General features: G+C 67.6%; 7 protein-coding genes, 1 tRNA gene and 1 pseudogene. 4 read left to right on the top strand and 5 right to left on the bottom strand.

Translation table 11 applies throughout. From position 1 onward, the window contains the following. A pseudogene (locus RN629_RS17630) lies at positions 1-212 on the top strand (biotin synthase BioB); the annotation flags it as partial. 43 nt (positions 213-255) lie between these two features. Further along, a complete protein-coding gene (locus tag RN629_RS17635) occupies positions 256-2,253 on the top strand; it encodes an ATP-binding protein (protein WP_407036411.1) in 1,998 nt (665 codons plus the stop codon). Positions 2,254-2,585: 332 nt separating this feature from the next. Here RN629_RS17635 and RN629_RS17640 read toward each other — a convergent pair. The 3 genes from RN629_RS17640 to moaA all read right to left on the bottom strand — a co-directional run bounded on the left by RN629_RS17640 (position 2,586) and on the right by moaA (position 4,560). After that, positions 2,586-2,660, bottom strand: a tRNA-Asn gene (locus tag RN629_RS17640). Between the two features lie 110 nt (positions 2,661-2,770). Continuing rightward, entirely contained in the window at positions 2,771-3,550 is a 780-nt protein-coding gene (locus RN629_RS17645) for an NAD kinase (protein WP_407036412.1), read from the bottom strand. Then, complete coding sequence (gene moaA, locus RN629_RS17650) at positions 3,547-4,560, bottom strand: GTP 3',8-cyclase MoaA (RefSeq protein WP_407036413.1); 1,014 nt, start codon at positions 4,558-4,560, stop codon at positions 3,547-3,549. The genes RN629_RS17645 and moaA overlap by 4 nt, the downstream gene beginning before the upstream one ends. A 161-nt stretch (positions 4,561-4,721) precedes the next feature. Between moaA and RN629_RS17655 the strand changes: the two genes are divergently transcribed. Continuing rightward, positions 4,722-6,353, top strand: coding sequence for an EAL domain-containing protein (locus RN629_RS17655; RefSeq protein WP_407036414.1), 1,632 nt, complete (start codon positions 4,722-4,724; stop codon positions 6,351-6,353). Between the two features lie 92 nt (positions 6,354-6,445). On the opposite strand, the gene mfd is transcribed toward RN629_RS17655, so the two are convergent. Both mfd and RN629_RS17665 read right to left on the bottom strand, forming a co-directional pair. Then, entirely contained in the window at positions 6,446-9,910 is a 3,465-nt protein-coding gene (mfd, locus tag RN629_RS17660) for a transcription-repair coupling factor (RefSeq protein ID WP_407036415.1), read from the bottom strand. Positions 9,911-9,964: 54 nt separating this feature from the next. Beyond that, positions 9,965-10,231: an FAD assembly factor SdhE gene (locus tag RN629_RS17665; protein WP_407036416.1), complete on the bottom strand. Its 267-nt coding sequence runs from the start codon at positions 10,229-10,231 to the stop codon at positions 9,965-9,967. 77 nt (positions 10,232-10,308) lie between these two features. Here RN629_RS17665 and recG point away from each other — a divergent pair, with 77 nt between their 5' ends. Continuing rightward, positions 10,309-12,363, top strand: coding sequence for an ATP-dependent DNA helicase RecG (recG, locus tag RN629_RS17670; RefSeq protein WP_407036417.1), 2,055 nt, complete (start codon positions 10,309-10,311; stop codon positions 12,361-12,363). Positions 12,364-12,508 lie beyond the last annotated feature (145 nt).

A 12,508-nucleotide genomic window follows, 5' to 3' on the forward strand; every position in this document is an offset into this window, starting at 1 on the left:
CGATGAGCATGGTCCGCCTGTCGGCGGGGCGCGAGAGCATGGCGGCGGCGACGCAGGCGCTGTGCTTCCTGGCGGGGGCGAACTCGATCTTCACCGGCGACAAGCTGCTGACGGCGGGCAATGCGGGCGAGGATGCCGATGCGGCGCTCTTCGCCAGGCTTGGCCTGAGGCCGATGGAGGGCGCCGAGCCCTTGCGCGTCGCCGCCGAATAAACCGGCGGCGACGCGGACCAACGAGACAAGAGGAGAGGCACCCGTGTTCCAGAAGATCCTGATCGCCAATCGTGGTGAGATTGCGTGCCGGGTGATCCGCACCGCGCGCGCCATGGGCATTGCGACGGTCGCCGTGTATTCGGACGCCGATGCGGGCGCGCCGCATGTCCGGCTGGCCGATGAAGCGGTACGGCTGGGGCCGGCGCCGGCGGCGGAAAGCTATCTGAAGGCGGACCTCATTCTGGCCGCGGCAAAGGCGACTGGCGCGGATGCGATTCACCCCGGCTATGGCTTCCTGTCGGAGCGTGAGAGCTTCGCCCGCGCCTGTGCCGAGGCTGGGGTGGCGTTCATCGGCCCGCCGCCGAACGCCATCGCCGCGATGGGCGACAAGATCGAATCCAAGAAGCTCGCCAAGGCGGCCGGGGTCAATGTCGTGCCCGGCTATCTGGGCGAGATCGCCGATACCGAGGAAGCGGTGCGCATCGCCGTCGAGATCGGCTTTCCGGTGATGATGAAGGCCTCCGCCGGTGGCGGCGGGAAGGGGATGCGGCTCGCCTGGTCCGAAGCCGATGTCCGGGAAGGGTTCGAGGCCACCAGGCGGGAAGGCCTGGCGAGCTTCGGCGACGACCGCGTGTTCATCGAGAAGTTCATCGAGAGCCCGCGCCACATCGAAATCCAGTTGCTGGGCGACCAGCATGGCAACATCGTCTATCTCGCCGAGCGCGAATGCTCGGTACAGCGCCGCCACCAGAAGGTGGTGGAGGAGGCGCCGTCGCCCTTCGTCACGCCCGCCATGCGCCGCGCCATGGGCGAACAGGCGGTCGCGCTGGCCCGGGCGGTCGGCTATTATTCGGCGGGCACGGTCGAGTTGATCGTGTCTGGCGCGGACCAGACCGGCGAGAGCTTCTATTTCCTTGAGATGAACACCCGGCTCCAGGTCGAGCATCCGGTGACCGAGGAAATTACGGGCCTCGACCTGGTCGAGCAGATGATCCGCGTCGCGGCCGGAGAGCCCCTGTCCTTCACCCAGGACGATGTGACCATCAGCGGCTGGGCGGTCGAGAATCGGGTCTATGCCGAGGATCCGTATCGCGGCTTCCTGCCGTCCACCGGGCGGCTGGTGCGCTATGCCCCGCCGGTCGAACAGGCCGATGACGACGCGCGTGTCCGCGTCGATGACGGCGTCGCCGAGGGTGGCGAGGTCAGTATCTTCTATGACCCGATGATCGCGAAGCTGGTCACCTGGGCTCCCACGCGCGAAGCCGCGATCGACGCACAGGTCGCCGCGCTCGATGCGTTCGAGATCGTCGGGCCGGGCACGAACATCGATTTCCTCTCCGCGCTGATGCAGCATCCGCGCTTCCGTTCGGGCGCGCTGTCGACCGGCTTCATCGCCGAGGAATATCCCGAGGGATTCCATGGCGCGCCCGCGTCCGATGCACTGGTCCGCACGCTGGCCGCCGTGGCTGCCTTCGCCGCCACGGCCGAAGCGGACCGGGCGCGGCGCATCGATGGCCAGTTGGGCGACCGGCTGCAACCGCCCGCCGACTGGACGGTGCGGATCGCGGGCACGGACCATCAGGTTAACGTCTCGCCCGACAGGCTGTCGGTCGACGGCGACGATCTGGATCTGGCGATCGCGTACACGCCGGGCGACCGGATGATCACGATCGAGGATGAGGCGGGCGAGACGCTGAGCGTACGGATCGCCAGGACCCGCACGGGCTTTCGCCTGACGACCCGCGGGGCCAGCCATCAGGTTCGTGTCCTGCCCGCCCGCGCGGCACCCTATGCACGGCACCTGATCGAGAAGATCCCGCCCGACCTGTCCCGATTCCTGATCGCGCCGATGCCGGGCCTGCTTGTCCGTCTCGACGTGGCCGAGGGCGACCGGGTCGAGGCCGGCCAGCCTCTCGCCATCGTCGAGGCGATGAAGATGGAAAACATCCTGCGTGCCGCCAAGTCCGGCACGGTCAAGACCGTCGAGGCGCAGGTGGGCGACAGTCTCGCGGTCGATGCCGTCATCCTGGAAGTGGAATGATCCGGGCGCGGCGAGGTTTCGCGCCCGTTCCACCCCTCTGACGTCGTTGGCGATGCGGGATGGTCGCCGATCATGTGGTTGCTGCGTCCGTGACGATCACCGTTGCGGACGCATGAGCCGTATGACGCTATCCTGGACGATGGGGCCGCGGTCATCGAATTCGCCCGCTCATGCTGTCAGGGTTTCGCAAAGCAACCCTTGGCCAGCGGGCGCGGGGTACCCATGAAGGGCTGACCTTCGCGTTCCGTACGACCATCAAATTTTGCGGGAAGGAGCGATTGGTGCGGTGGCGGACCGCCTATACAAGCCCGGCCAATTCTGCTGATGCAGAATGGCTCCCTGAGTAGGATTCGAACCTACGGCCGCTCGATTAACAGTCGAGAGCTCTACCGCTGAGCTATCAGGGAACGTTTCGGCGTTGTGGAGCGGTCCTATAAACGGCTCGAGAAAAGCCGCAACCCCTTTTTTGACGGTTTTGCGAAAAGCTTAAGGTCAAAGTTGTGGATAACCGGGGCCGTCAGGAGACGAACTGCTCCATGGTGATGCGGTCGTCCAGCGCGTGTTCGGGATCGAACATCAGGGTGAGTTCCCGCGAGCGATCCATGCTGATATCGACCTGCGCCACATCGCGCACCTCGCGCTGGTCGGCGACGGCGGACACGGGGCGCTTGCCCGGATCGAGGACGCGGACCGAGATCCGCGCCTTGTCGGGCAGGATCGCGCCGCGCCAGCGCCGGGGCCGGAACGGGCTGATCGGGGTCAGTGCGATCAGCGCCGAGCCGAGCGGCAGGATCGGCCCCTGCGCGGAGAAATTATAGGCGGTGGAGCCCGCCGGCGTCGCGGCCAGAATGCCGTCGCAAGCCAGTTCGGGCAGCACGACGCGGTCGTTGACCAGCACCTCCAGCTTGGCGGTCTGCCGCGTCTCGCGCAGCAGCGAGACCTCGTTGATCGCGGGCATCGTATGCACGCGGCCATCGATCCCCGTCGCGGTCATCTGAAGCGGGGTGACGCGGAAGGGCTTGGCGCGGGTCAGGCGTTCCTCCAGGCCATAAGGGCGCCACTCGTTCATCAGAAAGCCGACGGTGCCCAGGTTCATGCCGAATACGGGCACCGGCCCGCGCCGCCGTTCGAGCATGCGGTGCAAGGTTTGCAGCATGAAGCCGTCGCCACCCAGCGCGATGACATAGTCGGCTTCGTCGAAATCGACCCAGTCGGCGCTCTGCGCCAGTTCGGCCGCCGCCTCCCGGGCGGGTGCGGTGGGCGAGGCGACCAGCGCCCGCCGAAGCGACACGCTCATCCGCCGGTCACGCTCATGTGCCGCGTCACTGCCGGGGCCATGCCCCTGGCAATGCGGAAATCATGGCGTGCGGGCTTGGTCGCCAGACCGGCATCGATCGCCGCGTCCAATGCCTTTACCCCGCCCTCGCGCAGGGCCGCTTTCAAATCCACCTGGTCCTCATGGCCGAGACACATATACAGCTTGCCCTCGGTCGTCAGCCTCACCCGGTTGCAACCGTCACAAAAATTGGCGGTGAGCGGCGAGATGAGGCCGAGCCGGGTCTGTGTTCCCTCCACCTGCCAATAGCGGGCGGGGCCTCCCGTGCGATGCCCGGCACGGTGCAGCGGGAAATCGGCGGACAGACGGTCGAACACGGTGGTCAGCGGCAGGAAGCGGTCGACGCGATCCTCATCGATCGCGCCCAGCGGCATCGTCTCGATCAGCGACAGGTCCAGCCGCTCCGCGATGCACCAGGCGAGCATCGGGCCGATCTCATCCTCGTTCAGCGCCTTGAGCGCGACCATGTTGATCTTGATCGACAGTCCGGCATCGCGCGCGGCGAGGATCCCGCCGATCACCTGGTCCACATCGCCATGGCGGGTGATGTGGCGGAAGCGGTCGGGATCGCGGCTGTCCAGGCTGACGTTGATCCGCCGGACGCCCGCCGCCGCCAGCGAGCCAGCATGCTCGGCCAGCCGCGTGCCGTTGGTGGTCATGGTCAGTTCGTCCAGCCCGTGCCCGACATGGCTGCCCAGTCGATGGACCAGATCCGCGACATCACGCCGGACCAGGGGTTCGCCCCCCGACAGGCGGATACGGGTCACGCCACGCGCGATGAAGCGTTCGGCGATGACCGCGATTTCCTCCAGGCTGAGCAGCTTCGCGCGCGGCAGGAAGGTCATCTTTTCGGCCATGCAATAGCGGCAACGCAGGTCGCACCGATCGGTGACCGAAATCCGGAGATAACGGATCGTGCGGCCATGCTGGTCGATCATCGACCCATTTCTCGGGCGGTCGGCACCTGCCATCGTCAGAAGGCTAGACCCATGACGGGACGGCGGCAAGATCGATTGCCGTTGGTGTTGCCGATGCCAGTGGATAGGGTGCGCGCATGACGCAGGACGAATTCGCTTTGAACACCCACGACAGGAGAACGGCGGTATTTGCCCTTTCGTTCCAACATCCTGTCATGTTGGACGAGGCGATTATCCGCGCCGGCTGGGCGATCTGGTCGACGGCGCCGCATGATGGCGAGCCGGTGGCGGGCGATGTCCTGGTCGGCGCCTTTCTGGCAAGCGAGGCTCGGGTCGCGCTGATCGATGCGCGCGGGCGGTCGGATCAGGCCCTGCGCGCGGCGCAGGCGCTGGGCGCCGTGATCGCCGCGACCGGCGCCGCGATGCTCGTCGCGGTGCCCGACAGCCTGGCTTCAACGCTGGATGCCTTTCTCGCGGCCGGGGCGACGCATATCCTGGCGCCCGATTCCGATCCCGCGATGATCGACGTGTCGCTCAAGCTGGCCGAGCGGCATGCCCGGCGAACGCTCGACATCCGCCGTCGCCGCAGCCATGCGGATGGCGAGGTGGGCGAGGTCCGTCGCTGGGTGGACGACGTGATCGCCCAGGGCCAGCCCTGTATCGCGATCATCGTCTCGCTCTCGCGGCTGGATCTCATCAACGCGGCGCATGGCCGTCCGGCGGGCAACATGCTGCTGCGCGCGGTCGAGGCCCGGATGCAGGCCGCCGCCGCCGAGGCCTTTGGCGGGGTCGCGATCGTCGCCCGTTCGGGCGGGGCCGAGTTCGTGATGGCGGGGGTCGCCGATCATGGCAAGGCGATGGCGGTCGCCGAATCGCTCGAGGCGCTGCTCGCCGTCCCATTTCATGCGGGTGCGCAGCCGATGCGGCTGGGCGTGCGCCTGGGCATGGCCGAGCATCGGCCGGGCGAGGATGCGGGTATCCTGCTGGCGCGCGCGGGCGAGGCGCTGGCGCGGGCGCGGGCGAGCGACGGCGCGATGCTGCGGTTCGCGCATCCGGGCAATGTCGCGCCGCTCGACGTGCTGGGCGCGGATCTGCATCATGCGATCGAACGGGGGGAGATCGACATCGTTTTCCAGCCTCAGGTCGCGATCAAGACGGGCCGGATCACCGGCGTCGAGGCACTGGCGCGCTGGCAACATCCGACGCTGGGCGCGCTGGGCGCCGATCCGCTGTTCTCGGCGGCGGAGCGGGCGGATCTGGGTCTGGCGTTGTCGGATCATATCCAGCATATCGCGCTGCAACGCGCGGCACGCTGGCCCGAATCGCTGGCCCATCTTCGCGTGTCGATCAACATCACCGCCGCCGATCTGGCGCGGGCGGGCTTCGCCCGGCTTTTCCTCGATCGGGTGGCCGAGAGCGGGTTTCCGATCGAGCGGCTGACAGTCGAGATTACCGAGACCGGGCTGATCACCGAACTCGACCGGGCGGCGATGGTTCTCGATGTGCTGCGCGGGGCGGGTGTCCGGGTGGCGATCGACGATTTCGGCACGGGCTATTCCAGCCTGGCCTATCTCACCAGTCTGCCGATCGATTATCTGAAGCTCGACCGCGCGCTGGTCGGTGAGGTCGACGGGTCGAAGCGTGACCGGATCGTGGTTCGCGGGATCATCCGTATTGCCGAGCGGCTGGGCCTGGGCATCATCGCCGAGGGGGTGGAGACGGCGGACCAGGCGCATCTGCTGGGACGGTTGGGTTGCGAAACCTATCAGGGGTTCCTGCGCTCCGCGGCGCTGGACGAGGCGGCGCTGATCGCGATGGTGAAGGACGAGATGGAATGCGCGGCCTGATCGCGATGACGCCGCCGGCCATGACCGCTTAGCCGACGCGGTCGGGGCCCTCCATCACCGGGCGGCGATCCCGTGATGGAGGGGCGGAAATTTCAGCCTGCCGCCTTCGCCAGCCCCTTGGACAATTGCAGCGCGCCGTGCAGCCGCGCCTTGGCGTCGGGCCAGGCACGATTGAGAACCAGCTTGCCGTCGGGGCGCAGCTTCGCCAGCTCGCCCAACCGCTCGACATAGGCGAACAGCCCGTCGACATTGGGCGGGCGGTTGTCGTGGAAGCTGATGAGCACCCCGCGCGGGCCGACGTCCATCTTGGCGATGCACGCCGTCCGGGCGTTCAGCTTGATCTTGATGACCTGGATCAGATTGTCGGTCGCCTCGGGCAAGGGGCCGAAGCGGTCGATCATCTCGGCAGCGAATTCCTCGACCTCCTGATGCTTTTCCAAGTCGTTGAGGCGGCGATACAGCCCCATGCGCAGGTCGAGGTCGGGGACATAGTCGTCGGGGATCAGGATCGGTGCATCGACGGTGATCTGCGGTGAGAAGTCGCGCTTCTTCTCGAACGCGCCGCCCGCCTTGGCCTCCAGGATCGCCTCTTCGAGCATCGACTGGTAGAGTTCGTAGCCGACCTCCTTGATATGCCCCGACTGTTCGTCGCCGAGCAAATTGCCCGCGCCGCGAATGTCGAGATCATGGCTGGCCAACTGGAACCCTGCGCCCAGCGAGTCGAGATCGGACAGCACCTTCAGTCGCTTCTCCGCCGCCTCGGTCATCTGGCGCTCCGGCGGCGTGACCATATAGGCATAGGCGCGGGTCTTCGACCGGCCGACGCGCCCGCGCAACTGATAGAGCTGGGCCAGGCCGAAGCGGTCGGCGCGGTTGACGATCATCGTATTGGCCGACGGAATGTCGATGCCGCTCTCGATGATGGTGGTGGACACGAGCACCTCGAACTTGCGGTCGTAGAAGGCGGACATGCGCTCCTCGACTTCCGTCGCCGACATCTGGCCATGCGCGACGACATAGCGAACCTCGGGCACTTCCTTGCGCAGATATTCCTCGATGTCGGGCAGGTCGGCGACGCGCGGGGTGACGAGGAAGCTCTGTCCGCCGCGATAATGTTCGCGCAAGAGAGCCTCGCGGAGCACCACCGGGTCCCACGGCATGACATAGGTCCGCACCGCGAGCCGATCGACCGGCGGCGTCTGGATCACCGACAGCTCGCGCAGGCCCGACATCGCCATTTGCAGTGTGCGTGGGATCGGCGTCGCGGTCAGCGTCAGCATATGGACATCGGCCTTCAACGCCTTCAGCCGTTCCTTGTGCGTCACGCCGAACCGCTGTTCCTCATCGACGATGACCAGGCCCAGCCTCTTGAATTCGACATTCTTGGCCAGCAGCGCATGGGTGCCGACGACGATATCGATATCGCCGCTCGCCGCGCCGTCCTTGGTCTTCTTGGCCTCGGTCGCGGTGACGAGGCGGGAGAGGCGACCGATCTTGATCGGGAAACCTTCGAACCGGGCGACGAAATTGTTGTAATGCTGGCGCGCGAGCAGCGTCGTCGGACAGACCACCGCCACCTGCATCCCCGCCATCGCCGCGACGAAGGCGGCCCGCAGCGCCACCTCGGTCTTGCCGAATCCGACATCTCCGACGATCAGCCGGTCCATCGGCTTGCCGGCGGTCAGGTCGCCCAGCACATCGTCGATCGCGCGATCCTGATCGTCCGTTTCCTCATAGGGAAAGCGGTCGACGAACGCCGGATAACCCGCGCTGTCCGGCTCGGCCACCTCGCCGGGGCGCAGCGCGCGTTCGGCGGCGGTGGCGATCAACTCACCCGCGATCTCGCGGATGCGCTCCTTCATCTTCGACTTGCGCCGCTGCCACGCTTCGCCGCCCAGCCGGTCGAGCGTCGCGCCGTCTTCGCCTGAGCCATAGCGGGTCAGCACTTCGAGATTCTCGACGGGCACGTACAGCTTGTCGCCGCCCGCATAGGAGAGCGCGACGCAGTCGTGCGGGCTTTTGCCGACGGGGATCGAGGTCAGCCCCTCATAGCGGCCGATGCCGTGATCCGAATGGACCACCAGATCGCCGGGCGAGAGCGTCGCCAGCTCCGCCAGGAAGGCGTCCGCTGACTTGCGCCGCTTCTGCCGCCGGACCAGCCGGTCGCCCAGCATGTCCTGCTCGGTCAGCACCGCGACGCCCGGCGCGGTGAAGCCGTGATCGAGCGGCAGCACGACCAGCGCGACGCCAAAGCTCTTCGCGGTATCGGCGATACCCAGCGCCTCCTGCCAGCTTTCGGCGGCCTTGGCGCCCTTCAGCCCATGATCCTTGAGCAGGCTGCCCAGCCGCTCGCGCGCGCCGACCGAATAGCTGGCGAGGACGGGCTTGCGGCCCTCCTTGCGCAGCGCCTCGACATGGTCGACCACGGCCTCATAGATATTGGCATGGGCGGCACGCTCGGGGGCGAAGTCGCGCGCGCCGTCCACCTCGAAGTCGAGGACGGTGGCGCTTTCCGGTTCATGAAAGGGCGTGACCAGATGCGCGGTCGCCACCGCCAGCCCTTCGTCCCATTCCTTGGGCGCCAGGTAGAGCGACTTGGCGGGCAGGGGGCGGAAGCTGCCCGGCTGGGCCGCTTCGGCGCGCTTGCGGTTCTCGTAATAGTCGGCCACCGCCTCGAACCGTGCGATCGCCGCCGCCGCGACGCCATTGTCGCGCACCACCACCGCATCGCCGAGATGCTCGAACAGCGTCGACAGCTTGTCTTCGAACAGCGGCAGCCAATGCTCCATCCCCGCCATGCGCCGCCCCTCCGACACCGCCTGATAGAGCGGATCGCCGGTCGCGGTCGCGCCGAAGGTCTCGCGGTATCGGGTGCGGAACCGCTTGATCGATTCCTCGTCGAGCAGCGCCTCGGACGCGGGGAGCAGCGTGAAGCCCTCGATCCGCCCGGTCGTCCGCTGGTCGGCGGGGTCGAAGGTGCGGACACTCTCGATCTCGTCGCCGAAAAAGTCGAGGCGCAGCGCCTGTTGCTCGCCGCTGGGGAACAGGTCGACCAGCCCGCCGCGCACCGCGAACTCGCCCTGGTCATGGACCGTCTCGGTACGGACATAGCCGTTCGCCTGGAGCAGCGTCGCCAGCTTCTCCAGCCCGATCCGCTCGCCGGGGGCCAGCCGCGCGACCAATTGTCGGATACGGAACGGCGTCAGCACCCTTTGCGTCGCGGCATTGGCGGTGGTCAGGACGAGCTGCGGCGTCTTTGGCCGGGTCTGCAATCGGTGCAGCCCTGCGATCCGCTCGGCCATGACACGCAGGGTCGGCGAGGCGCGGTCATAGAGCAGGCAGTCCCAGGCGGGAATCTGCAATATCTCCAGCTCGGGCGCGAAATAGGTCGCGGTCGCGGCAAGCTCGCGCATCTGCGCTTCGTCGGCGCACATGAACGCCGCACGCACCGGCGTGGCGCGCGCGAGGTCGGCGAGGAGCGCGGGCAGGAACCCCGCCGGAACGCCCGACAGGGTCAGCGGGCTCTTGGCGGACAGGATCGTCTTGATATCGGGCATGGGGTTCCGAAGCTGGGGTAGGACGCGGTACGAAAACGCCTGCGAACAGGTAAGTTACCGGGCGATGGGGACGAAATTCAGCGCGCGCATCCGCTGCATCACCGGGCCGTCCCACTCAGGGGGACAGGGCTGGGTGCCGATCGCCCAGGCCATGATGTCGACGTCCTGTTCCTCCAGCAGCGCCTCGAACCAGTCGAGTTCCGCCACGGACAGCGTCTCATGATGCGCGTCGAAAAAGCCGCCGATCATCAGGTCGGCTTCCTTGGTGCCGCGATGCCAGGCGCGGAAGCGAAGGCGTTTGATACGGGTTTCGTGGTCCATGGGGCTCCGATCGGATGAGATTGGTTCCGCACGCTCTGGCGGCGCGCGAGGCAGAGGCTATACAGGTCCATCTAGTCATGCGTCCCGATATCCTCAATCCGCTGTTCGCCGAGGTCACGTCGCTGAAAGGCGTCGGGCCGGGCCTTGCCAAGCCGCTCGAACGCCTGCGCATCGCGCGGGTGGTCGATGTCGCCTTCCACCTGCCGACCGGGCATATCGACCGGTTCCCGCGCGACACGCTGATGGCGTCGGATGCGGGGCGGGTGATCGCCATCCCGCTGACCGTGAAGGAACACCGCGTGTCGTCCAGTCTGCGCGGGCCGACCCGCGTGCTGGCCGAGGATGCGGCGGGCAACAGCGTCGCGCTGGTCTATTTCGGCGGCAATTCGGGCTGGGTGAAGAAACTGCTGCCCATCGGCGAGACGAAGACCGTCTCGGGTCGCCTCGACCTGTACGGACAGGATTTGCAGATCGTCCATCCCGACCTGGGCGACAGCGCCGAGGATTTCCGCGAGCGCGAGGCCATCTATCCGCTGTCGGAGGGGATCACCTCGCGGCGGCTGGGCGCGCTGGCGGTGCAGGCGGTGGAGCGCGCGCCTGAACTGTCCGAATGGATCGAGCCCGGGCTGAAGGCGCAGCGCGGCTGGCCCGACTGGCGCGAGGCGCTGGCCCGTATCCATGCCGATCCGGCGGACGCCAAGGCGCGCGAGCGGCTGGGCTATGACGAGGTGTTCGCCAACCAGCTCGCGATGACCTTGGTCCGTGCCGACACGCGCAAGCGGCGGGGGCGGGCGCTGAACGGTGACGGGCGGCTGCGCGGCATGCTCAAGCTGCCCTATACCCCGACCGGCGCACAGAGCCGGACGGTGCGCGAGATCGAGGGCGATCTGGCCCAGGCCGCGCCGATGTTGCGGCTGCTCCAGGGCGATGTCGGCGCGGGCAAGACGCTGGTCGCGGCGATGGCGATGCTGATCGCGGTCGAGGCGGGGGCGCAGGCGGCGATGCTTGCCCCGACCGAAATTCTCGCGCGCCAGCATTATGAAACGCTGCGCAAGATGCTGGCGGGCCTGCCGGTCGAGATCGCGGTGCTGACCGGCCGCGACAAGGGCAAGGCGCGCGAGGCGACGCTGATGGCGCTGGCGGCGGGGGAGATCGACATCCTCGTCGGCACCCATGCGATCTTTCAGGAAACGGTGACGTATCGCGACCTCGCGCTGGTCGTGGTGGACGAGCAGCACCGCTTCGGCGTGGCGCAGCGGATGATGCTGTCGGCCAAGGGCAAGGCGCCGCCGCACCTGCTGGCGATGACCGCGACGCCGATCCCGCGCACCCTGACGCTCGCCCATTATGGCGAGATGGATGTCAGTCGGCTGGACGAGATGCCGCCGGGCCGCCAGCCGATCGAGACGCGTGTGGTGTCCGAAGACCGGCTGGACGAGGTGGTCAACGCGCTGGGGCGGCATCTGTCCGATGGCGGGCAGGCTTACTGGGTGTGCCCGCTGGTCGAGGAAAGCGAGAAGTCCGACCTCGCCGCCGCCGAGATGCGGGCGGAATCCCTGCGCGCGCGGTTCGGCGAGCGGGTCGGCCTCGTCCATGGCAAGATGAAGCCTGCCGAGAAGGACGCCGTGATGGAGGCCTTCGCGGGCGGGCGGCTGGGCGTGCTGGTCGCGACGACAGTGATCGAGGTGGGGGTGGACGTGCCCAACGCCACGCTGATCGTGATCGAACATGCCGACCGCTTCGGGCTTGCCCAGCTCCACCAGTTGCGCGGGCGGGTCGGGCGCGGCGGGGGGCTGTCGCGCTGCCTGCTGCTGCGGGGCAGCCAATTGTCGGAGACGTCGCGCGCACGGCTGGCGCTGATGCGGGAGACCAATGACGGCTTCCGCATCGCCGAGGAGGATTTGCGGTTGCGCGGGGCGGGCGAACTGCTCGGCACGCGGCAATCGGGGGAGATGGCGTTCCGGCTCGCCACGCCGGAGAATATGGCCGAGCTGATGCAATGCGCGCAGGACGACGCCCGGCTGCTGATCGACCGCGACGGCGGACTGGAGGCCCCGCGTGGACAGGCGGCGCGGACGGCGCTCTACCTGTTCGAGCGGGATGCGGGTGTGGCGCTCCTGCGCTCGGGCTGAACGAAATGGAGGGCCCCGTGGGGGCAACTGTGATGCTCATGCGAGAGCGATAGGCTGTCGCTTTCGGATCATGGCGTTGAGGATGACGAGGAGTTGCCGTGCGACGGCGATGAGGATCGTCTTGGGCGCCTTGCCCTTGGCGCGC

Source organism: Facivitalis istanbulensis, from assembly GCF_040560405.1.
In the GTDB taxonomy this organism is placed as follows: Bacteria; Pseudomonadota; Alphaproteobacteria; order Sphingomonadales; family Sphingomonadaceae; genus Sphingomonas; species Sphingomonas istanbulensis.

What these genes read in the sequence shown, in the direction of transcription:
- RN629_RS17645 (WP_407036412.1), bottom strand. Translation starts at nt 3,550, where the DNA reads ATGAGCGTGTCGCTTCGGCGGGCGCTGGTCGCCTCGCCCACCGCACCC.
- moaA (WP_407036413.1), bottom strand. Translation starts at nt 4,560, where the DNA reads ATGGCAGGTGCCGACCGCCCGAGAAATGGGTCGATGATCGACCAGCAT.
- RN629_RS17655 (WP_407036414.1), top strand. Translation starts at nt 4,722, where the DNA reads ATGTTGGACGAGGCGATTATCCGCGCCGGCTGGGCGATCTGGTCGACG.
- mfd (WP_407036415.1), bottom strand. Translation starts at nt 9,910, where the DNA reads ATGCCCGATATCAAGACGATCCTGTCCGCCAAGAGCCCGCTGACCCTG.
- RN629_RS17665 (WP_407036416.1), bottom strand. Translation starts at nt 10,231, where the DNA reads ATGGACCACGAAACCCGTATCAAACGCCTTCGCTTCCGCGCCTGGCAT.
- recG (WP_407036417.1), top strand. Translation starts at nt 10,309, where the DNA reads ATGCGTCCCGATATCCTCAATCCGCTGTTCGCCGAGGTCACGTCGCTG.